General features: G+C 62.9%; 22 protein-coding genes and 1 tRNA gene. 15 read left to right on the plus strand and 8 right to left on the minus strand.

Translation table 11 applies throughout. The annotated features are described in order from the left end of the window. Positions 1-10 precede the first annotated feature (10 nt). Positions 11-1,348, minus strand: coding sequence for an acetate kinase (locus B0E49_RS02820; RefSeq protein ID WP_077560437.1), 1,338 nt, complete (start codon positions 1,346-1,348; stop codon positions 11-13). A 910-nt stretch (positions 1,349-2,258) separates the two neighbouring features. On the opposite strand from B0E49_RS02820, the gene B0E49_RS02825 reads away from it, so the two are divergent. The 6 genes from B0E49_RS02825 to greB all read left to right on the plus strand — a co-directional run bounded on the left by B0E49_RS02825 (position 2,259) and on the right by greB (position 6,021). Continuing rightward, positions 2,259-3,458, plus strand: a complete 1,200-nt coding sequence (locus B0E49_RS02825; protein WP_077560438.1) for a hypothetical protein — start codon at positions 2,259-2,261, stop codon at positions 3,456-3,458. A gap of 97 nt (positions 3,459-3,555) precedes the next feature. After that, positions 3,556-3,915: a hypothetical protein gene (locus B0E49_RS02830; protein WP_286137754.1), complete on the plus strand. Its 360-nt coding sequence runs from the start codon at positions 3,556-3,558 to the stop codon at positions 3,913-3,915. Positions 3,916-3,927: 12 nt separating this feature from the next. Beyond that, on the plus strand, positions 3,928-4,611 hold the full coding sequence (locus B0E49_RS02835) for a C39 family peptidase (RefSeq protein ID WP_077560440.1): 684 nt from the start codon (positions 3,928-3,930) through the stop codon (positions 4,609-4,611). Beyond that, entirely contained in the window at positions 4,611-5,279 is a 669-nt protein-coding gene (locus tag B0E49_RS02840) for a hypothetical protein (protein ID WP_144264401.1), read from the plus strand. The genes B0E49_RS02835 and B0E49_RS02840 overlap by 1 nt, the downstream gene beginning before the upstream one ends. Before the next feature lie 51 nt (positions 5,280-5,330). After that, positions 5,331-5,407 (plus strand) — tRNA-Arg (locus B0E49_RS02845). A gap of 56 nt (positions 5,408-5,463) precedes the next feature. After that, positions 5,464-6,021: a transcription elongation factor GreB gene (greB, locus tag B0E49_RS02850; RefSeq protein ID WP_077560442.1), complete on the plus strand. Its 558-nt coding sequence runs from the start codon at positions 5,464-5,466 to the stop codon at positions 6,019-6,021. A 13-nt stretch (positions 6,022-6,034) separates the two neighbouring features. On the opposite strand, the gene B0E49_RS02855 is transcribed toward greB, so the two are convergent. From B0E49_RS02855 to B0E49_RS02870, 4 genes are all read right to left on the minus strand, one after another. After that, positions 6,035-8,308, minus strand: a complete 2,274-nt coding sequence (locus B0E49_RS02855) for a RelA/SpoT family protein (protein ID WP_077560443.1) — start codon at positions 8,306-8,308, stop codon at positions 6,035-6,037. A 94-nt stretch (positions 8,309-8,402) separates the two neighbouring features. Beyond that, on the minus strand, positions 8,403-8,606 hold the full coding sequence (gene rpoZ, locus B0E49_RS02860) for a DNA-directed RNA polymerase subunit omega (RefSeq protein WP_077560444.1): 204 nt from the start codon (positions 8,604-8,606) through the stop codon (positions 8,403-8,405). Between the two features lie 16 nt (positions 8,607-8,622). Further along, a complete protein-coding gene (gmk, locus tag B0E49_RS02865) occupies positions 8,623-9,243 on the minus strand; it encodes a guanylate kinase (protein WP_077560445.1) in 621 nt (206 codons plus the stop codon). A gap of 36 nt (positions 9,244-9,279) precedes the next feature. After that, on the minus strand, positions 9,280-10,197 hold the full coding sequence (locus B0E49_RS02870; protein WP_077560446.1) for a YicC/YloC family endoribonuclease: 918 nt from the start codon (positions 10,195-10,197) through the stop codon (positions 9,280-9,282). Positions 10,198-10,285: 88 nt separating this feature from the next. Between B0E49_RS02870 and B0E49_RS02875 the strand changes: the two genes are divergently transcribed. Genes B0E49_RS02875 through hemW form a run of 5 tightly spaced genes read left to right on the plus strand, consistent with a single transcriptional unit; the run spans position 10,286 to position 14,831 of the window. Continuing rightward, positions 10,286-11,293, plus strand: a complete 1,008-nt coding sequence (locus tag B0E49_RS02875) for a serine/threonine protein kinase (protein ID WP_077560447.1) — start codon at positions 10,286-10,288, stop codon at positions 11,291-11,293. Next, on the plus strand, positions 11,290-12,192 hold the full coding sequence (locus tag B0E49_RS02880) for a PP2C family protein-serine/threonine phosphatase (protein ID WP_077560448.1): 903 nt from the start codon (positions 11,290-11,292) through the stop codon (positions 12,190-12,192). Before B0E49_RS02875 ends, B0E49_RS02880 begins: the two co-directional genes overlap by 4 nt. Before the next feature lie 53 nt (positions 12,193-12,245). Then, positions 12,246-12,977 (plus strand): ribonuclease PH, encoded by a 732-nt coding sequence (gene rph, locus B0E49_RS02885; protein WP_077560449.1) that lies wholly within the window; start codon positions 12,246-12,248, stop codon positions 12,975-12,977. A 39-nt stretch (positions 12,978-13,016) separates the two neighbouring features. Beyond that, entirely contained in the window at positions 13,017-13,625 is a 609-nt protein-coding gene (rdgB, locus tag B0E49_RS02890) for an RdgB/HAM1 family non-canonical purine NTP pyrophosphatase (protein WP_077560450.1), read from the plus strand. 18 nt (positions 13,626-13,643) lie between these two features. Next, positions 13,644-14,831: a radical SAM family heme chaperone HemW gene (gene hemW, locus B0E49_RS02895; RefSeq protein WP_077560451.1), complete on the plus strand. Its 1,188-nt coding sequence runs from the start codon at positions 13,644-13,646 to the stop codon at positions 14,829-14,831. A 54-nt stretch (positions 14,832-14,885) separates the two neighbouring features. Here the strand turns inward: hemW and argF are convergent, their stop codons facing one another. Together argF and B0E49_RS02905 are read right to left on the minus strand one after the other, a co-directional pair. Next, positions 14,886-15,803 (minus strand): ornithine carbamoyltransferase, encoded by a 918-nt coding sequence (argF, locus tag B0E49_RS02900; protein WP_077560452.1) that lies wholly within the window; start codon positions 15,801-15,803, stop codon positions 14,886-14,888. After that, entirely contained in the window at positions 15,800-17,026 is a 1,227-nt protein-coding gene (locus B0E49_RS02905; RefSeq protein ID WP_077560453.1) for an aspartate aminotransferase family protein, read from the minus strand. The genes argF and B0E49_RS02905 overlap by 4 nt, the downstream gene beginning before the upstream one ends. A gap of 220 nt (positions 17,027-17,246) precedes the next feature. Between B0E49_RS02905 and B0E49_RS02910 the strand changes: the two genes are divergently transcribed. Beyond that, on the plus strand, positions 17,247-17,564 hold the full coding sequence (locus B0E49_RS02910; RefSeq protein WP_077560610.1) for a DUF3579 domain-containing protein: 318 nt from the start codon (positions 17,247-17,249) through the stop codon (positions 17,562-17,564). A gap of 116 nt (positions 17,565-17,680) precedes the next feature. Here B0E49_RS02910 and rpsT read toward each other — a convergent pair whose 3' ends face one another. Beyond that, entirely contained in the window at positions 17,681-17,980 is a 300-nt protein-coding gene (gene rpsT, locus B0E49_RS02915; protein ID WP_077560454.1) for a 30S ribosomal protein S20, read from the minus strand. Positions 17,981-18,096: 116 nt separating this feature from the next. Between rpsT and murJ the strand changes: the two genes are divergently transcribed. The 3 genes from murJ (at position 18,097) to B0E49_RS02930 (ending at position 21,785) form a co-directional block, all read left to right on the plus strand. Continuing rightward, on the plus strand, positions 18,097-19,656 hold the full coding sequence (gene murJ, locus B0E49_RS02920; protein ID WP_077560455.1) for a murein biosynthesis integral membrane protein MurJ: 1,560 nt from the start codon (positions 18,097-18,099) through the stop codon (positions 19,654-19,656). Positions 19,657-19,809: 153 nt separating this feature from the next. Then, entirely contained in the window at positions 19,810-20,820 is a 1,011-nt protein-coding gene (locus B0E49_RS02925) for a thiamine pyrophosphate-dependent dehydrogenase E1 component subunit alpha (RefSeq protein ID WP_286137758.1), read from the plus strand. Next, positions 20,817-21,785: an alpha-ketoacid dehydrogenase subunit beta gene (locus tag B0E49_RS02930; RefSeq protein ID WP_077560456.1), complete on the plus strand. Its 969-nt coding sequence runs from the start codon at positions 20,817-20,819 to the stop codon at positions 21,783-21,785. The genes B0E49_RS02925 and B0E49_RS02930 overlap by 4 nt, the downstream gene beginning before the upstream one ends. Positions 21,786-21,792 lie beyond the last annotated feature (7 nt).

The following is a 21,792-nucleotide window of genomic DNA, read 5'->3' on the forward strand; positions in this document are numbered from 1 at the left end:
GGTGCCATTTCTAGAACGACAAAGGTATCCTGAGGTTCAGCGTCAGGTCCGGTGTATCGCGCGTCAAGCCCGCGCCGACCGTGAAATTCAGGGTGGTCTTGTCGCTGTAGCGATAAGAGAAGCCGAACAGCAGTTTTGCCAGCACAACCCGGACCGACCCTGTGACCGGCACGCCGTTTTGCAGCGTGCGGCCGACGGAGTTCACGTCGACGCCGACGCTGAAGGCGGTCTTTTCATTGAGCGCCAGACCCATGCCGAAGTTGGCGCCAATGATGTCGCCGGCCTTCACTGTTCCGAGAAATTCCTGCTGGCCCCCCAGCACCGAAAGGCTCACATTGTTGCGCGCGAAGTTGTGTGCATAGCTGAAGGTTCCGAAAAACACCGCAGGGTCTGACTGGAACAACCAGGTCAATGCCGGCTGCAGCAAATAAAAGCCCGAGCCGGTCGGTTGCTCGAGCGGCAACCCGGTGCCGGCAGGATTGCCGACGCAACTGGTTACGCAGTCGGTGATTACCTCAAAGGGATCCTTGCCGGTTCGGGTCTTGAAGCGCAGCGAGCCGATCAGGTAGGGTTTGGTGGCGCTGCCTTCATTAAACTGGTAGCGCGCGGTCATCTCGATGTCGCCGATCGCTTTGCCGCTGGTGTCAAATACGTCGTCAGCGGCCGACCCCGCGTTGAGTTGCCGGCCTACCGATGAATCCGAGCGATATACATAGGGAATCTTGGCTTCCACCTCCATGCGGTTGGTCAGGCCATAGCGGCCGGTTAACGCGCCGGTCAGGATGCTGTCCTTGACCTGCTGCACGTCGATCAGCCCGATCACCAGCGCCGGAATGATGGTGTAGCCGATCAGTGCAACCCGGTTGGTGGATGAGTAGCTGTACTCCAGTGACGGTTCAAACACGAACTTGCCCTTGGGCGTCAGAATGCCCGGCTGCTCGAACAGCCGTGGAATCTCGACTGCCGGTTGCGACTCCTGGCTTGGTGCGGCGCCGACCTGCACCGGATGCTGCTCCGTGTCCGCCGGATTTTGTTCACCCTGTGCATTGGGAGAGGCCTGCTCTGCATTCGTTCCCTGCGCCGTTTCGCCGGGCTGGGCATCCCTGGACTGCTGTCTCAACGCGCGTCGCAAGGCCTGGTATTTCTTCTCCTGCTCGGTCGTTATTCGCTTCAACGTGTCGATTTGCCGACCCTGTTCGGTCAACTGCTGTTGCAGCGATTCGATCTGCGCGCCCGAACTCTCCGGTGACGCCGACGGGCTTTGCGCCTGTGCGACGGCGCTTGATAACGCCAAGGTTGAATAAGCGAGCAAGGCAGCAGGCCTGTGCTGCAGACTTTTATTGTTCATGGCGAACCTCCTGTGCGCAGACTACATGGCCCGGTGCATTGCACCATCCCCTGAACAGGGGATGGTGCGGAAGACGCCCCGAATTCGTGTCACCTGCGCGCGAGCTGTTCCAGGGTACGCAGCGTTCTCAGACATGTACCGCGCTTTCATTTTGAATAGGAGTGCGCTATCACTTCAAGAACAATTTGCGAGAACTTTGCACCTCGTTTTCACCCGTTTATTCATCTCAGGTCATCAATGCGCTGGTTTGCACAGGCACTGCCAGCCTGGCGATTCAATCTGGGCGGGGTTGATGTTCCGCAGTAGCTCGAGTTTTTGTTCAATTTCCTGATACGTAAGCGGTTTTGAAACTTGCATCTAAACGTAAATACATCTGCTGTCGTCGCATCTGAGCGCGGATTTCATGGCCGGTTCTGTTCCAGGTCATTGGAATCAGGTGCATTCGAACCCCCTGTCACAAGATTGATGCAGTGCTTGCCTTCGCCCGAAAACCGGGCCCAAAGCGGGCCGTACGGCACTTGGCAAAGGCAGGCGCGCGTGCGCGGCCGTAACCCACCATGTAAAACTCGGTTCGAGGCGTCACAGAGTCGATACAGTTTGCATGCCCCATCTTTCCGGCTGGATCGCTTGATCCCGATTCATTTCATCGGTGATCGCAGCATCAGCAACCATGAGGGCGAAAAGGACTGTCAACAAGATGTGACACTCCGCCGATAAAAAGCGCACTTTCCCACGTTATGGATGCTGCCGTGTTGCGCGATAACACAGGAAGTAATCGTTTTGCCTTGAGGGATGAAGGGGATTGGGACGCTCGCTGTACCTGGCATGGATTGTGCTCAAAGACCCATGGGTGGCACTTTGCGCAACTCAAACCGTAACCTCAACGTCATTTACTTCAAGGAGAGATGGTATGAAAAAGACACTATTGGCCTCTGCCATTGCCATTGCGTTCGGCTTTAGCGGTTTGGCGATTGCCAACACCACCGATCAGACTACGACCGACGGCAATAACACCAACACATCAACGATCACCCCCACGGATAATTCCACGAACCATTCGAACAACACGAATAGCTCCACGAACCATTCGGGCAACTCGAACAGTTCAACGAACCATTCCTATAACACGGCCACCAGCCATTCCAATAACACGAGCACCAAGACGAAAACGATTACGCATAATGATGCAGATGCCTCAGCCGCGGGCTCCGCCGCAGCGAACTATGGCAACGCTACGTCCAACATCAGCGACGCATTCAACAAGTCTACGGTGGTTGCCAAGAGTGAACTGAGCGGCACGGTGACCGGCAATAGCATTTCGGGTATCGGCAATAACTCCTGGAACACCGGTAATGCGAATGGTGCCAAGGGTTATGGCGGCCGCGGCGGCACCGGCAACGGTGGCAGCGCCTCCGGTTCGGGTTCAGGCGGCACAGGGGCCGGCGGCGCAGCGGCGCCTGGTGGTGCAGGCGGCAGTGCAGATAACGGCAGTGCAGACAACGGCAGTGCACACAACGGCAGTGCTCGTGCAGGCGGCGGCGGCAATGGTCGTGGTGGCAGCGCTGCTGGCAGCAACAATGGCGGTACATCGGCCGCCAATGGCGGCGGTGGCAACGACGGTGGCAACGGCGGTGGCGCGAATGGCCGGCACGGCGGTAGCCGCGTCGGTGGTGCCGGTGGTGCCGGTGGTGCCGGTGGCGCTGGCGGCAGCTCGGCGAGTGATGGCGGCGCCAGCACCCGTAGCGGTGGGGCTGGCACCGGCGGTGCCGGTGGAATGGCTTCGAATGGCAGCGCCACCAATGGCAGCGCCACCAATGGCAGCGCTACCGCCGGGAACGGCGGCAATGGCGGCGGTGGCGCCGGTGGCACCGGTGGCGCCGGCTCGGGCGGCACCAACACGGCCATGGGTGGCACCGGCGGGGCCGGCAATGGAGGTACCGGTGGCAACGGCGGCACCATCGGTGTCACCACGGGCGCCTTCGACATGTCCAATAGCATGACCAGCGTCGGGCAATCTGCCGCGGGCATCATGATGGCCAGCCAGAACAGTGGCATGGCGTCACTGGTGCAGCAAAGCGTGAACGTTATGGCCAACGTGTACACCCACTGAGCGCGGCTTAGCCCATCCTGCAGCCGTGGAGCATCCGTAAAAGGGGCTCCATGGCTGCTGGTGGCGACCTATACGGGAAAGTAAAAAGGGAGTCATCATGCGTTTACTCAGCTGTTCCCTGTTTTTCCTTGCGGCATTGCCTCCCCTGATGCTGACGCCTGCGGCGGCGCAGACATTGGCGGCCTCTACAGCCGTCGGGGCGGCAAGCGCGGTCAGCTTTGGCTATCCGGTCAGTGCGAATGCGCTGGCAAGCCATCGCGGCGGCGACCTGACTATCACCGACACGAAACTGTCGGGCGTGACTGCAGACAACTCGGCCAACCAGGTGGTGACGGGCACGAATGCGATCGGCGGGGGCTCGTTTTCCAATCTGAGTGGCATTCCGGTGGTGATCCAGAACACGGGTGCCAACGTCCTGATCCAGAACGCGGTTACCCTGAATTTGCAGATGAAATAACAGGAGAACGCCATGCGTCTCTTCTTGTTGACCGCCCTGGTGGCGGGTGTGTGTCATGCGCAGGCCCCGGCGCCGCGCATTGAGCTGCCGAGCATGGGCAGCGGCGACTATGCGATGCCGGTTACCAGCATCAAGCAGGCGCGTCAGGCAAGCACGCTGCTGCAGCAATACGATTTCAGTTGCGGTTCGGCGGCGATTGCGACGCTGCTGACCTATCAATATGGCTACCCGATCACCGAGCGCGCGGTATTCGATGAAATGTATGCGCATGGCGATCAGGCCAAGATCCGGCGGGAGGGTTTCTCGTTGCTGGACATGAAGAACTTCCTGGCGGCCCATGGCTTCGAGGCGGACGGCTTCAATCAACCGCTGGACAAGCTGGGCGAGGCGCGGATTCCGGCGATCGTGCTGATCAACCAGCACGGCTACCACCATTTTGTGGTCGTCAAGGGACTGCAGGCGGACCGGGTGCTGATCGGTGATCCTGCGAATGGCACGCGAGTCGTGCCGCGTGCAGCGTTCGAAGCCAGCTGGGAGAGCCACCTGCTGTTTGTCATCCACAACCGGATGGACACTGCCAGGTTCAATCTCGCGGTGGACTGGCATGTGGCGCCTCGCTCGCCGCTGGCCTCCGGTATTGATAGAGCGGGGTTGGGCGGTATCACTTTGCCCAAGCTCGGCCCGGGAGACTTCTGATGAAATACCTACACTCTCTTTCGTGCCGTGTCGGCACATGGTTGTGTGTACTGGCGGGTGCGTGCTGCGTGTTTGGCGGTAACGCGATTGCGGCACAGGCCATCGCCAAGCCGGCGCAGGGTGGCGAGGTATGGCTCGCCGCCAGCAACAAGACGCTGGACGGAATGCGTGGCGGCTTTGACATCGGCGCCGGCCTGACGGTGTCGTTTGGCGTTGTGCGTTCCATTGCCATCAACGGCAATCTGCTCGTTACTACATCGTTCAACATCGCCGACCTGAGCAAAATTACGCCGGTGCAGGCGGCATTCATCAATCAGCAGGTGGGCGCCCTGAATCTGATACAAAACGGCCCGGGCAATACTGTTCAACCTGCCGCCACGCCTGCCACCGTCGCTACAGCTACGGGCCCAGTGTCTCCAGGTACTCCATCCCCGAGTTCTGCGAACTCTGCATCTCCGACTTCCGTCACCCTGGGCACCGCTACCTTGAGTACCGCTCCCTTCAATGGCGCGGCGTTCGGCACGTTTATCCAAAATACCTTGAACAACCAGAACATACAGAACCAGACCGTGATCAATACAAGCACCAATAGCTTGAGCATGTTGAAGGGGATGAATTGGCTCAACACCTTGAATAGCGCACTGTCGAGTGCGTTTGGAAGTCGGTAAGGAAGGGGCTGTTCGAATCCGGGCTGGGGCCATGCTACAATTTGCGGCTACGCGGCTGTAGCTCAGTTGGATAGAGTACTTGGCTACGAACCAAGGGGTCGTGGGTTCAATTCCTGCCAGCCGCACCAAACGACAAGCCCGCAATCCCTGGATTGCGGGCTTTTTCATTGGTTGTGAAGCCACCATGAACAAGGCCTTTACCAAAGAGACCGATGCAGATGACGATGACGCCGACCTGTCGCCGGCGCCATTGCCTGCAGGCGGGAAAAACTACATCACGCCCGCGGGATTTGCCCGGCTGCGCGCCGAATTGCTGGAGCTGATGGACAGTGAGCGGCCTAAAGTGGTGGAGGCCGTGCACTGGGCGGCCCGCAACGGGGACCGCTCGGAAAATGGCGACTACCTGTACGGCAAGAAACGCCTGCGCGAAATCGACCGGCGCATCCGTTTCCTGACGAAACGGCTGGAGATTGCCGAGGTCACCGACCCGAGCGTCCATCACGGCAGTGACCAGATTTTCTTCGGCGCCACCGTCACTTATGCCGATGCCTCCGGCCAGGAGCGCACCGTGACCATTTTGGGCATTGACGAAGCAGATAGCGCGAAGGGTCAGGTGAGCTGGATTGCGCCGATCGCCAGGGCGCTCTTGAGAGCGCACGAGGGGGACGCCGTGAAGCTGATGACGCCGGCAGGGGCGCAGGAAATCGAGGTGCTCGCGGTGGCCTATCCGCCAGCGGCGTGAGGAAGGGCGCCTGTCAAGCGGCCGGCGCCGCCCGCACGACCTTCAAAACCGACGGTGTGCGCTTCAAGTTGCGCAGCACGGAATCCAGGTGTGCCCGGTCGCGCACGGCAATGACAAACCGCAAATCGGTGGCATCCTGTGCAATCTCGTCGCTCATGTCGATATGGGTGATGTCTGCTTCCGCCGCCGCCAGCGCCGCCGCAACCCGGGCCAGGACGCCCTTGCCATTGTGGACCGTGGTGACGATGCAGGTTTCAAACGTGCGCACGGGCTCGTCGGACCACCCCACGGTGATGAAACGCTCACTGTCCTTGTGCTGCAGCCGCCTGGCGACCGCGCAGTCGCTGGTATGCACCACCAGGCCCTCGCCGCGCCCGAGATAGCCTACGATCTCGTCGCCCGGGACGGGTCTGCAGCACTGGGCGAACTGTACCGAAGCATTCTCGCTGCCGTCGAGCGTGACGGCGCCCTGCGACACATGATCATGGGCCGTGTAGCGCTCGCGCGTCATCAGCACGGCATTGGGTTTTTCGCCGCCCTCGCTGAGCAGGGTCATCAGGCGCTTGGCAACGATGCTGGCAATCCTTTTGCCCAGGCCCAGATCGGTCAGCAGTTCTTCGCGGTTGCGGCTGCCCGTAAAGCGCAGCAGTTTGTCCCAGATGGCTTGATGCGCCGCATCGTTGTCGGGCAGCTTTTCCATGCCTTCCGCCCGCAGCGCCTGGGTGAGCAGTTTCTCTCCCAGTCCCTGTGATTCGGCATAGGCGAGTGTCTTGAGGTGGTGCCGGATCTTGGAGCGCGCCCGGCCGGTGCGCACGAAGCCCAGCCACGCCGGATTGGGCGCCGATACGGGCGCCGTGATGATCTCGATCACGTCGCCATTTTTCAACTCGGTGCGCAGCGGCACCTGCTCGCCATTGATCTTGGCCGCCACCGTGCGGTCGCCCACATTGCTGTGGATGGAATAGGCAAAATCGACCACGGTTGCACCGCGGGGCAATGCCATGATCTGGCTGCGGGGCGTGAAAACGTAAACCGCATCCGGAAACAGGTCGACCTTGACGTGATCCCAGAACTCGGCCGCATCGTGGGTCTCGTACTGGATTTCGAGCAGCGACTGCAACCATTTGGAGCCCATGCGCTCGCCCGTGGCGTCGCCCGGCTCGCTTGCCTTGTACAGCCAATGCGCCGCGATGCCCGACTCCGCCACCACATTCATCCCCTCCGTGCGCAACTGGAACTCGACGTTGACGCCCGAGGGACCGACCAGCGTGGTGTGCAGCGACTGGTAGCCGTTGACCTTGGCAATGGCGATGTGGTCCTTGAATTTGCCGGGAACCGGCTTGTATAGCTGGTGCAGAACGCCCAGGGCCTTGTAGCAATCCGGAATGTCGGACAGGATCACCCGAAAGCCGTAGATATCGGTGACCTGCGCAAAGCTCAGATGCTTGTCGTTCATCTTGCTGTAGATCGAATACAGGCTCTTTTCCCGCCCCGAGATGCGTACCTGCATGCCGGCGGCGCTAAATACGGCCTCGACGTCCCGCTGCACCTTCTGGATCAGGTCGCGCCGGCGGCTGCGCGCCTTGGCCACGGCCTTGGACAGTACGCTGTAGCGCCAGGGCCGCAAATGGCTGAACGACAGGTCCTGCAGTTCGCGGTAGGTCTGGTTCAGGCCCAGCCGGTGCGCGATGGGGGCATAGATGTCGAGCGTTTCCGACGAGATGCGGCCCCATTTTTCCCGCGGCACATCCGACAGGGTGCGCATGTTGTGGGTGCGGTCGGCCAGCTTGATCAGGATGACGCGCACATCGCGGGCCATGGCCAGCAGCATCTTGCGGAACGACTCGGCCTGGTTTTCCTCTCGGGTCGTGAACTGCAGCTTTTCAAGCTTGGTCAAGCCATCGACCAGTTCGGCGACCGGCGCGCCAAAACGCTCGATCAGGTCCGGTTTGGTGATGCCGCAATCTTCCATCGCATCGTGCAGCAAGGCCGCCATCAGGGCCTGGGCGTCGAGCTTCCATTCGGCGCATTGGGCGGCGACGGCAATCGGGTGGGTGATATAGGGCTCGCCATTGTTGCGAAGCTGCCCTAGATGGGCCTGGTCGGCGTAGCGGTACGCCAGCCGTACCTGCTCCGCCTCGGATGGCTCCAGGTAGTCGAGTTTGGCCGTGAGCGCGGCAAAGCTGGCCGCGGCCGCGTTGGCCGCAGCCACGCTGGCCTCGCCCGGGTTCAAGCCAGTCGAGGCCCTGCCGCTTCCGGCAGGGGTGAGGTTAAGCACGGCGCCCATCCCCTAAATGTAGCGCGGAGCCGATATTCGTGTGATCGGGCCATAAAAAAAGCACCGGATTGCGGTGCTTTTTCGGGATGAGGCGAGAGCCCAATCAGTTGGGTACTTTTTTGAGCATTTCAAGCCCGATCTTGCCCGCGGCGATCTCGCGCAGGGCGGTCACGCCCGGCTTGTTCTTGCTCTCGATTTTAGCGGCGTGTCCCTGGCTCAGCATGCGGGCGCGGTAGGTGGCCGCCAGCACCAGCTGGAAACGGTTCGGGATTTGCAGCAGGCAATCTTCAACGGTGATACGGGCCATGAAGTTCTCCGGTAATCTAGGCAATGTGCAGTGTCTGGAAAGTGTCGGCCCGGGCACGGCGCTGGGCCGAGAATTTGAGCCGTTGCGCGTGGACAATCGCTTTCAGGTCGAAAAGCGCCCGCTCGAACAACTCGTTGATTATAACGAAGTCGAACTCGTGGGCCTGCGCCACTTCGAGCTCGGCGTTCTTCAGCCGCAATTCGATCGCCTCGGGTGAATCTTCGCCGCGGCGCTCCAGCCGGGACCGCAGCTCGTCCCAGCTGGGAGGAAGAATGAAGATCAGCACGGCGTTGGCAAAGGTCTTCTTGATCTGCAGCGCCCCCTGGAAATCAATTTCAAGAATCACATCGGCGCCCTGCGCGATGCGCTCCTCGATGGCTTTCTTGGAAGTGCCATAGCGAAAGCCGTGCACGTTCGCCCACTCCACGAAGGCGCTGCCCAAAATCATGGCGTCGAATTCCTGCTGGGACACGAAGAAGTATTCGCGGCCGTGCTTTTCCTGGCCGCGTGGCGCCCGCGTGGTGTGCGACACCGAGGGTTGAACCCGCACGTCGAGTTCCATCAGGGCCTTGACGAGACTGGATTTTCCGGCGCCACTGGGGGCCGCGACAACGAACAAATTACCTGGGTAGTCCATAGAGGGTGTAGGTAGTGTGCTATGAATATAGTAGCGTCACTCGATATTCTGAACCTGCTCGCGCATTTGCTCGATCAACACCTTCATGTCCACCGAAATGTGGGTCAGCTCCAGCGCCGCCGATTTCGAGCCCAGCGTGTTGGCCTCACGGTGCAGTTCCTGGATCAGGAAATCCAGCCGCTTGCCGACCTCGCCGCCTTTTGTCAAAAGGCGCTCGATCTCGTCCAGATGCGAGGCCAGGCGGGTCAGTTCCTCGGCGACGTCGATGCGAATGGCAAAGGCGGTGGCCTCGTTCAAGGCGCGGTCCTGCGCCGCTTCGGGCAGTGTGGCGCCGTCCGTGAGCGCCATCGCGTCCTTCCATCGCTCAAGAAAACGGTTGCGTTGCTGCTCCACTACCCGGGGCACCAGCGGCCCGGCTTGCCGGGTCAATTCGCGCAGTTGGGCCAGATGCCCGAGCAGCATGGTCGCCAGGCGCGCGCCCTCGCGCTCGCGCGCGGCCAGCAAGGCTTGCAGGGTGGTGCCCGCCAGCGCCATCAAGCCCTGGCTCCAGTCGGCATCGGTCCGGCCCTCGGGTGCCGACAGGCGGATGACATCGGCCACGCTCAGCGGCGGCGCATCGGGCAGCCAGGCCTGGATGCTGTCCTGCAGGACGTTCAGGCGCTGCAGCAGCCGTGGGGAAGGCTCGGGCAGGGGGCTGGCGGTGGCGCTCTCCAGCGCGGCACGAACCTCCACCTTGCCGCGTTTGAGCTGGGCGGTCAACAGCTCGCGCAGGGCCGGCTCGTGCGGGCGAAGCTCCTCGGGCAGGCGAAAAGTCAGGTCCAGAAAGCGGCTGTTGACGGAGCGGATTTCGAGCCCGAGGCGCATGGGCGCCGGGCTTCTCAAATCCGGCTCGGGGCTGGTTGCGGCCGCGCTGTGCTGGGCGCTGGCATAGCCGGTCATGCTGTAAACTGGCATTGATAGACGGTAGTTAGTGGTCGTTGCGTGATCGCTGAGAATAACCGGATTCCCATGCAGCCTGTCGCAGGCCAACCCGCCCCGAATTATGTCAAAGGTCAAACCAGCTCCGTTGCCGCCCGATACCGTGATTGGCGGCTACCGCGTGGTGCGCAAGGTCTCGGCCGGTGGTTTTGGCCTGGTTTACCTGGCCGTTGACAACGAAGGCCAGCAGGTCGCCGTGAAGGAATACCTGCCTTCTTCGCTCGCCACCCGCGGCCCCGGCGAATTGCTGCCGCAGGTGCAGCCCGAAAAGCTGTCGCTGTACCGGCTCGGCCTCAAGAGTTTTTTCGAAGAGGGTCGCGCCCTGGCCCAGATCTCCCATGCCTCCGTGGTGAGCGTGCTCAATTTCTTTCGGGAAAACGAGACGGTCTACATGGTGATGAACTACCTGGAGGGGGCGACGCTGCAGGACTTCATCATTGCCGCGCGCGAGCTCAAGAAGCAAAAGGTGTTCCGCGAATCCACCATCCGCTCGCTGTTCGACGAAATCCTGCGTGGCCTGCGCATCGTGCACCAGCACAAGATGCTGCACCTGGACATCAAGCCGGCCAACGTGTTCATTACCGATGACAACCGGGCCGTGATGATCGATTTCGGCGCCGCGCGCGAGGTGCTGTCCAAAGAGGGCAACTTCATCCGCCCGATGTACACCCCCGGTTTTGCCGCGCCCGAAATGTACCGCCGGGACTCCTCGATGGGCCCGTGGACCGACATCTATGCCATCGGCGCCTGCATTTATGCCTGCATGCAGGGCTATCCGCCCAACGATGCGCCGCAGCGGCTGGAAAAGGACCGGCTCGGGCTGGCGCTGTCGCGCCTGCGCGGTGTGTATTCGGACAACCTCATCGAGGTGGTGGAGTGGTGCATGTCGCTCGATCCGCTGTCGCGCCCGCAGTCGGTTTTTGCCCTGCAAAAGGAGCTGAGCCGGGAGGGCGAGCGGCGCTACACCAAGCTGACTGTCGGGGAAAAAGTGCGGCTGCAGTTTGACAATGTGATCACGGACACCAAGAAGAACCTGCGCAATGTGACGATCTTTGGCGCCAAGACGAAATGAAGTTTTCGGTCTTTCAGGTCAGTCGCAGGGGCGGACGCGAAAAAAACGAAGACCGCATGGGCTATTGCTACACCCGCGAGTCCGGCCTTTTTGTGCTGGCCGACGGCATGGGCGGACACCCCGAGGGCGAGGTCGCTTCCCAGCTTGCGCTGCAGATCGTGTCGGCGCTGTACCAGAAGGAGGCGCGCCCCATCGTCAAGGATGTGCCCGCGTTTCTGGCCTCGGCGTTGATGGCGGCACATCATCAAATCCTGCGCTACGCCAGTGAAAAAGGCATGCTCGACACACCGCGCACGACGCTGGTGGCGGCCATCGTGCAGGGCACCAGTGCCACCTGGATTCACTGCGGCGACTCGCGCCTGTACGTGGTGCGCGACGGTGAGTTGCTGACCCGCACACGGGATCACTCCTATATCGAACATAAAAACGCGGGTGCGAGCAAACTCACGGCGATGAACCGGAACATCCTGTTCACCTGCCTCGGCTCCCCGACCAAACCGAGGTTCGACGTCACCGGGCCCATCACGCTGCAGCAGGGCGACAAGATCATGCTGTGCTCGGACGGCCTGTGGGGCACGCTCGACGACTCTGAAATCGTGCGTCAGCTGAGCCAGCAGCCCGTGTCCGGGGCGGTGCCTGAACTGGTGGAGCGCGCCCTGCGCAGCGGCGGCGCCCGCAGCGACAACGTGACCGCGATCGCGCTGGAGTGGGAAACGCCCGATGTGTTCGAGTCCACGCGCGGCATTTCCACCGACAGCATCAGCGACGGCGTGTTTGCCTCCACCATCCAGGCGGGTCTGCTCGACCTCGCGGCGGTAGACCTCGACGATGCCGCGATCGAGCGCTCCATTGCCGAGATCAACGAAGCCATCCGGCGCTCCGCGGCCCGCAAGACCTGAGTCCTGCGGGGGGTGTTCTCCAGCCTTTCGCCTTAACTTTTCCACACTGAACCATGAGTCAATTTCAACGAAGCGGCGCCCGCGCCGCAGACCAGCTGCGTCCCGTGCGCATCACGCGCCACTACACGATCCATGCCGAGGGCTCGGTGCTGATCGAATTCGGCAATACCAAAGTCTTGTGCACAGCGTCGGTCGAGGAAAAAGTGCCGGGTCACAAAAAGGGCAGCGGCGAAGGCTGGGTCACGGCCGAGTACGGCATGCTGCCGCGCGCCACCCACACGCGCAGCGACCGCGAGGCCGCGCGCGGCAAGCAGAGCGGGCGCACGCAGGAAATCCAGCGCCTGATCGGGCGCTCGATGCGCGCGGTGTTCGACTTGAAAAAACTCGGCGAGCGCACGATCTATCTGGATTGCGACGTGCTGCAGGCCGACGGCGGCACGCGCACGGCGGCAATCACTGGCGCCTTCGTGGCCGCACAGGATGCGGTGGGCCAACTGATCGCGCAAGGCAAGCTCGCCGCCTCGCCGATCCTGGACCATGTGGCTGCCATCTCGGTCGGCATCGTGCAGGGCACGCCGCTGCTGGATCTGGAGTACACCGAGGATTCCGCCTGCGACACTGACATGAATGTGGTGATGACCGGCGCCGGCCATTATGTGGAAGTGCAGGGCACGGCCGAGGGTGCCGCGTTCTCGCGCCAGGAAATGGATGCGCTGCTCGCGCTGGCCGACAAGGGCATCCGTGATCTGGTGCTGGCGCAAAAGCAGTCACTATCAAATAAATAGCTGAAAGCCAACGCCCCATATGGGCTAGAGCCTGATTTCATGAAGATTGTTCTCGCATCCAACAACCCGGGCAAGCTGGCCGAACTGCAGGCCATGCTGGCGCCGCTGGGGCTGGCGTTGATCCGCCAGGCCGAATTGGGCATCGCCGAGGCCGAGGAGCCGTTTCGCACCTTCGTGGAAAACGCGCTCGCCAAGGCCCGCCACGCTGCGCAGCACAGCGGCCTGCCCGCGCTGGCCGACGACGCGGGCCTGTGCGTCGATGCCTTTGGCGGCCTGCCCGGCGTGGACACCGCGTTCTACGCCACGCAGTTTGGCTATGCCAAGGGCGACGCCAACAATGTGCGCGCCCTGCTGGAGCAAATGAAGGATCTGGAGAACCGCCGCGCGGCGCTGGTCAGCACCCTGGTGGCCGTGCGCTCGCCGCAGGACCCGGAGCCGCTGATCGCGGTCGGGCGCGTGGTCGGCGAGATCGCGCGCGAACCGGCGGGCAGCAACGGCTTCGGGTTCGACCCCGTGATGTTCATTCCGGCATTCGGCAAGACGTTTGCGCAACTGCCCGGCGAGGTCAAGAATGCCCACAGCCATCGCGGGCAGGCGGCGCGCGACATGCTGCGCCTGATGCGCGAACGCTGGTTGCCGGCATCATGAGCCGCCGGGATTGATCGCATGAACGACATCCAGCATTACATGCGGCCCGGTACCTTGCAACTGTTCACGTTGCCGCCGCTGGCGCTGTACGTGCACCTGCCCTGGTGCATCCGCAAGTGCCCCTACTGCGATTTCAATTCGCACGAAATGAAGCCGGGCGAGCTGCCCGAGCAGCGCTACCTCGATGCGCTGGTGGCCGATCTCGAGGCCGCGCTGCCGCTGGTCTGGGGCCGCACGATTCACAGTGTGTTCATCGGCGGCGGCACGCCGAGCCTGTTCTCGCCGCAGGCCATCGACCGGCTGCTGGGCGACATCCGGGCGCGGCTGCCGCTGGAGCCCAATTGTGAAATCACGCTGGAGGCCAATCCGGGCACCTTTGAGAAAGACCGCTTCAAGGCGTTTCGCGGCGCGGGCGTGACGCGTCTGTCGGTGGGCGTGCAGAGCTTCAACGATGCGCACCTGAAGGCGCTGGGCCGGGTGCACGACCGGGTCCAGGCGCTCGCCGCGGTGGAAGAAGCCGCGGCCTCGTTCGACACCTTCAACCTCGACATCATGTATGCGCTGCCCGGCCAGACGCTACAAGATGTAGAGCAGGATATCCAGACTGCGCTTGCGCTAAACCCTCCTCACATCTCGATCTACCACCTGACGATCGAACCCAACACCTATTTCGCCAAATTCCCGCCGGTGGTACCCGAGGACGACATGGCCTACGCCATGCTGGACCGCATCACCGAGCTGACCACTGCCGCGGGGCTGGAGCGCTACGAGGTGTCGGCCTATGCCAAACCCGGCCACCGCTGCGCGCACAACCTGAACTACTGGCAGTTCGGCGACTATCTGGGCATTGGCGCGGGCGCCCACAGCAAGCTGAGTTTTGCGCACCGCATCGTGCGCCAGGTGCGCTTTCGCGAGCCCCGGCTGTACATGGACAACGCGCTCGCCGGGCAGGCCGTGGCGCAGGACGAGGAGGTCGGCCGCGCCGAGCTGCCGTTCGAGTTCATGCTGAACGCGCTGCGTCTGAAGGACGGGTTCGAGCTGTCCCGGTTTTCCGAGCGCACCGGCCTGGCGTTTACCGCCATCAAGCAAGGACTCGTGGAGGCCGAACAGAAGGGCCTGATCGAGCGTGACCTTGTCAGCGTCAAGCCGACGGTGCGCGGCTTCGATTTCCTGAGCGACCTGCAGGCGATGTTCCTGGCGGCATAAAAAACCCGGGCAGTCTCTGTCCGGGCTTTTGTGGGGGGCGCGGGGAGGCGGCGCTCACACTGGGTCGACGCGCCCCAGCAGCAAATACTCCATCAGCGCCTTTTGTGCGTGCATGCGGTTCTCGGCCTCGTCCCACACGACCGACTGCGGGCCGTCGATCACGTCGGCCTCGACCTCCTCGCCGCGGTGCGCGGGCAGGCAGTGCATGAACAGCGCATCCGGCTTGGCGGCACGCATCATGTCCCCGTCCACGCACCAGTCGTTGAAGGCTTTTTTGCGCGCCTCGTTCTCGGCCTCGAAGCCCATGCTGGTCCAGACGTCGGTGGTGACCAGGTCGGCCCCGGCGCAGGCGTCCATCGGATTCTGGAAGACCTTGTAGCTGTCGGTCGAGCGGATGCCGGCCACCGACTGATCCACCTCGTAGCCGCTGGGCGTGCTCACATGCACGGTAAAGCCCAGGATCTCGGCCGCCTGCAGCCAGGTGTTGGCCATGTTGTTGCCGTCGCCGACCCAGGCCACGGTCTTGCCCTTGATGGAGCCACGGTGCTCGATGTACGTAAATATGTCAGCCAGGATCTGGCACGGGTGGAACTCGTTGGTCAGGCCGTTGATGACGGGCACACGCGAGTGTTCGGCAAAACGCTCGATCTTGGTCTGCTCGTAGGTGCGGATCATCACCAGGTCCACCATGCGGCTGATCACCTTGGCGCTGTCTTCGATCGGCTCGGCGCGGCCCAGCTGGCTGCCTTCGGTGGTGAGGTTGACCACCGAGCCGCCCAGTTGGTACATGCCGGCCTCAAAGCTCACGCGGGTGCGGGTCGATGCCTTCTCGAAGATCATGACCAGCGTGCGGTCAATCAGCGGCTGGTGCTTTTCGTAGGCCTTGAACTTTTTCTTGATCAGGGCCGCGCGTTCGAACAGGTAGGCGTACTCATTGGCGCCGAGGTCGGAAAATTGCAGGTAGTGTTTCATGGCGTCTCCGTCAGCAATTGTTTGATGAGCGGACACAAAATCGCCACCACTTCGTCCGCCTCGGCCGGGGTCATGATCAAGGGCGGCACCAGGCGGATTACGCTGTCGGCCGTGACGCTGATCAACAACCCCTTGTCGGCACAGCGCTTGACCAGCTCGCCGCAGGGTTTGGCCAGTTCGACCCCGAGCATCAACCCCTGGCCGCGGATTTCCTTCACGCCCTTGGGGTCGGCCAGCTCGGCGGCCAGCTCGCGGGCCAGCGCGGCCCTCAGATGCGCGCCTACCTTGACCGCGTTTTCCAGCAGGCCGTCTTCTTCCATGATGCGGATGGTCTCCACCCCGGCGCGCATCGCCAGCGGGTTGCCGCCGAAGGTGGTGCCGTGGTTGCCCGGCTGGAAAATATTCGCGGCTTTCGGGCCGGCCACCACCGCGCCGATCGGCACGCCCGAGCCCAGGCCCTTGGCCAGCGGCATCACGTCGGGCTTGATGCCGGCCCACTGGTGTGCGAACCACTTGCCGGTGCGGCCCATGCCGCACTGTACCTCGTCGATCATCAAGAGCCAGTCGTTCGCATCGCACAGCTGGCGCACCTGCTGCAGGTACTCGATGCGCATCGGGTTGATGCCGCCTTCGCCCTGGATGGTCTCGAAGAACACCGCCACCACGTTGGGGTTGCCGGCGGTGGCGGCCTTGAGCGCCTCGATGTCGTTCAGCGGAACCCGGATGAAGCCTTCCACCAGCGGGCCGAAGCCCTTTTGCACCTTCTCGTTGCCGGTGGCCGACAGCGTCGCGATGCTGCGGCCATGGAAGGCGTGCTCGTAGACCACGATCTCGGGCCGCTCGATGCCCTTGTCATGGCCGAACTTGCGCGCCAGCTTGAGCGCGGCCTCGTTCGCCTCAAGACCGGTGGAGCAGAAAAACACATTGGTCAGGCCCGACAGCTCCACCAGCTTCGCCGCCAGCTTTTCCTGGTTGGGCACATGGTAGTAGTTGGAGCTGTGGATGATCTTGCTGATCTGGTCCTGCAGCGCGGGCACCAGCCGGGGGTGGTTGTGGCCCAGCGTGTTGACCGCAATGCCGCCCAGCGCATCGAGGTAGGGCTTGCCGTTGATGTCCCAGACGCGGCAGCCCTGCCCATGCGACAGCGCAATCGGCACCCGGGCGTAGGTGTTCATGGTGTGCGGGGAGGCGGCTTCGAGAAACGGGGGCACGGCAGCGTTCATGTCTTTCACTCCAAAGGGATTCCAAAACAGAACGGCCCAACGAGAAGTTGAGCCGTTGAAGCACGATTTTAGGCGCACAGGCTATTTTGTTTTTTGACCATTGCGCATCACTGTGATGCGGCGGGCGGCCTGGGTTCAAGTCTTATATAAGATACAATAATTGTGCAGTGCAGCAAGGAGTGATCCTCCGGAAATGCCGCTGTTCAACAGCCTTTGCCCGATGGCCACCAGTCCCACCAAAGAAGTCTTTATCCAGGGTATCACTCGCGATGGCAAGACCTTCCGCCCCAGCGACTGGGCCGAGCGGCTGGCCGGCGTGATGAGTCCGTTTCGCCCTGGCGGGGCCAGGGCGGGCAGTCACCTGAGCTATTCGCCCTGGTGCTTTCCGACGACGCTGGGCGGCGTGAAGTGCGTGGTGGTGAACCGTGACCTGCGCGACTACGACGTGATGGCCTGGGACTTCTGCCTGAACTTCGCCAGGGACAACGATCTGCAGACGATCGAGGCCTGCCTGCTGCCCGATCCGCCCAAAGCCTGAGCCCCGGCGGAATCCGGACACAAAAAAGCCGTCTTTCGACGGCTTTTTTGCTCTTTGCTTGAGCAGCGCACCCCACAAAACGGCGGACTGAAATCAGTCCGGGCGGTTTGCCTTGTTCAGGCGGCGGTGGCCAGGGCTTTCACCTTGGTGCTCAGGCGGCTCTTGTCGCGAGCGGCCTTGTTCTTGTGAAAGATGCCCTTGTCGGCCACGGTGTCCACCACGGCCTGCATCTTGCCAAACAGCTCGGTGGCCTTGGCTTTGTCCCCGGCGAGAACGGCTTTTTCGACGTTCTTCACCGCGGTGCGGTATTTGGAACGCAGCGAGGTGTTCGCGGCGTTGATCTTGACGTCCTGGCGGACGCGTTTGCGGCCCGACGCGAGGCGCGGGTTCTTCTTTTTGGGTTTGGCTGAGGCCATAAGTCTGTTCCTTGTGTGTTAGGGGATGTTGCCAGCAAAGCCCTCAATTGTAGCAGTGCCGACGATTTTGGCTCCAGGGCACCGGTTGGCTGCGGCGCCCCAGCTACACTCGCCCGGTGTCTTTGCTCAAGTCTGCTTCCACTGTCTCCCTGCTGACCCTGGCTTCGCGCGTGACCGGCCTGGTGCGCGATGTGCTGTTTGCATCGGTGTACGGGGTCAGTCCGATGACGGACGCGTTCTACGTGGCCTTTCGCATTCCCAACCTGTTTCGCCGGGTGTTTGGCGAGGGGGCGTTCAGCCAGGCCTTTGTGCCGGTGCTGTCGGCCTGCAAGGCCGAGCATGGCGACGCCGGCGCGCACGCGCTGATCGACCATGTCGCCACGCTCCTGACATGGGTGCTGCTGCTGGTGTGTGTGGCCGGCGTGGTGGGTGCGCCCGTGCTGGTCTGGGCCTTGGCCAGTGGCTTTGAGCAGCGAGGGTTCGACGCAACCGTGGTCATGACGCGCTGGATGTTCCCTTACATCGGCTTCATGTCCCTCGTGGCGCTGGCGGGGGGCATTCTGAACACCTGGCGCAAGTTTGCGATGCCGGCGGTGTCGCCCGTGTTGCTGAACGTGGCCCTTATCCTGGCCATCGTGGTGGCCAGCCCGCTGTTCAAGCGCTATGGCATAGAGCCGATTTACTCCCAATGCGTGGGCGTGATGCTGGGCGGTGTCCTGCAGCTGTGGGTGCAATGGGTCGCACTCAAACGCCTGGGCATGCTGCCCCGCCTGGGGTGCAGCATGGCGGCCATGAAGGCCGCCTGGGCGGACCCTGGCACCCGCAAGGTCCTGCGCCTGATGGGCCCGGCGCTGCTGGGCGTGAGCGTGGCGCAGATATCGCTGCTGATTAACACCCAGATCGCCTCGCACCTGGCACCTGGCAGCGTGACCTGGATCACCAATGCCGACCGGCTCATGGAGTTCCCCACGGCCATGCTGGGCGTCGCGCTGGGCGTGGTGCTGATGCCGCAGCTGGCGGCGGCCCAGGCCAGCCGCAACGACCTTGAATATTCGGCCATGCTGGACTGGGGCCTGCGCCTGGTGGTCCTGCTGTCGGTGCCCTGCGCCGTCGGCTTGCTGCTGTTTGCCAGGCCGCTGGTGGCGACGCTGTTTGACTACCGGGCCTTCACCGCACTGGACGTCGGGCGTACCGCTGCCGCCCTGATGAATTACGGCGTGGGACTGCTCGGCATCGTGGCCATCAAGATACTGGCTCCCGGCTTCTATGCGCGCCAGGACACCGCCACGCCCATGCGCATTGCGGCGTGCGTGCTGGTGTTCGTCCAGGTGCTGAATTATTTTCTGGTGCCGTCGCTGCAGCATGCGGCGCTGACGCTGTCGATCAGCATCGGCGCGCTGGTCAATGCGCTGTGGTTGCTGGCGATCCTGGTGCGGCGCGGCAGCTACCGGCCGTTGCCGGGCTGGGGCGTGTATTTGATGCAGGTGATTGCGGCCAGCGCCTTGCTCGCCGTGTTCTTGATGTGGGGCGCCAGCGCTTTCGACTGGACCGGGTTGCGCGCCGAAAAATTCAAGAGAATTTGGCTGCTAGCCCTTATGCTATCTTCGTCTTCTGCTATTTATTTTGTAGCGCTGTGGGGCGCCGGCCTGAGAGTCCGCAAACTCCTGCGGCATTGAGGGGCGAACGCCACAGGGCCGCGGGTTATCACGAACAAGACGTGAATGGATTTTCGGGGAAAATAAAATCAATGTAACAACGGCTGCGCTGACCCCTCGTGCGATCGGTCTGCCAGCCGTGCCTCGTTGGGCATTCACAGGCGAAGAATAAACATGGCTGATGAACGGTTGCTGGACTTGTACCGGCTGATGCGGCGTATCCGCGCCTTTGAAGATGCCGCCGAAATTGCCAGCCAGGGCGGCGTCGCCGCCTGGGGTCTGGCCGCGTCCTCCAAGCCCGCGCTGGTGCGCGGCCCCTTGCATTTGTCCACGGGCCAGGAAGCGGTAGCGGCCGGGGTCTGCATCAGCCTGCAAAAAGAAGACCTGCTGACCTCCACGCATCGCGGCCATGGCCACACGCTGGCCAAAGGGGCCGGTAGCAGCCGCATGATGTGCGAGCTGTTCGGCCGCGCCACGGGCTACAACAAGGGCAAGGGCGGCTCCATGCATATCGCCGATTTTTCGGTGGGCATGCTGGGCGCGAACGGCGTGGTGGCGGCCGGCATCCCGATCGCCACGGGCGCGGCGCATGCGCTCAAGATCCGCAAACAGCCCCATGTCGTGGCCTGCTTTTTTGGCGATGGGGCCGCCAACCGAGGGCCTTTTCTGGAGGGACTGAACTGGGCGCAGGTCTATCAGCTGCCGGTGTTGTTCGTCTGTGAAGACAACCGCATTTCTGCGACGACGCCCACGGACACCATGACGGCGGGGGAGGGCGTCTCGGCGCGCGCCAGGGCGCTGGCGATTCCGTCGCTCAAGGTGGACGGCAATGACGTGGAAGCCGTGGACCAGGCCGCCGCACGGTTGATCGCGGAAGTCCGCGGCGGTGGCGGCCCGCGTTTTCTGCACGCGGTGACCTATCGTTTCAAGGGGCATGTCTCGGTCGATCCCGGCACCTACCGGGACCCCGGGGAAGTCGCGGCGGCCAAGCTCGCCGGCCCGCTGCGGCTTGCCGCCGGCAAGCTGATCGCCCGCGGCGTGAGTCAGGCGGTGATCGACCGGATCGACGCCGAAGCCCAGGCCGAAATCGAACATGCGCTGCAGGTCGCGGAGGCAGCGCCCTGGCCCGAGGCCAGCGCCGCCTACGAGGACATCCTCAACACCGGCGCGGGGATGTGGCAATGAGCGAAAAAATGACCTATGCCCAGGCTGCGTGCCTGGCGTTGCAGGAAGCGATGCGCGCCGATCCCCGCGTCGTGGCGCTGGGCGAGGACTTGGGGCGCGGCGGCGTGTTCGGCCAGTACCGCGGCCTGCCGCAGGAGTTCGGCCCCGAGCGCGTCATCGACACGCCGATTTCCGAGGCCAACATCATGGGTGCGGCCGTGGGCATGGCACTGGCCGGCTTGCGCCCGGTGGTGGAAATGCGCGTGATCGATTTCGCGCTCTGTGCGATGGACGAGATCGTCAACCAGGCCGCCAAGAACCGCTACATGTTTGGCGGGCAGGGGCGGGTGCCGCTGGTCGCGCGCATGCCGATCGGCATCTGGTCTGCCTCGGCCGCGCAGCATTCGCAATCGCTGGAGGCGTGGTTCACGCACATGCCCGGTCTGGTCGTGGTGACGCCCGCGACGCCGCAGGACAACTACGGTTTGCTCAAGGCCTCGCTGGCCTCGGGCGACCCCGTGATCTATATGGAGCACAAGGAGCTGTGGGGGCTGGAGGGCGAGGTGATCGCCGGCGAGGAGGTTCCGCTGGGGCAGGCCAGGCGCCTGGTTCAAGGCCACGACCTGACCATCGTGACCTGGTCGCGCGGCGTCGGCGTCACCCTGCAGGCGCTGGCGTTGCCGGCGCTGGCAGGCATCCGTGCGGACGTCATCGACCTGCGCACCTTGTGGCCCTGGGACAAGGATGCGGTGTACCAATCGGTCGCCAAGACCGGGCGTTTGCTGGTGGTGCACGAGGCGGTCCAGGCATCGGGATTCGGGGCGGAAATTGCGGCGAGCGCGGCACAGGAGACCGGCTGCCGGGTCCGGCGTCTGGGCGCGCCGCGCATTCCAGTGGGTTACGCCCAGGTGCTCGAAAACGAGGCGCGCCTGACCCCTGAAAAAATCGCCGGCGCCGTGCACGCGCTGCTGGCCCAACTTCACTGAAGGAGCA

The organism is Polaromonas sp. C04, assembly GCF_002002705.1.
Classification (GTDB): domain Bacteria; phylum Pseudomonadota; class Gammaproteobacteria; order Burkholderiales; family Burkholderiaceae_C; genus Rhodoferax_A.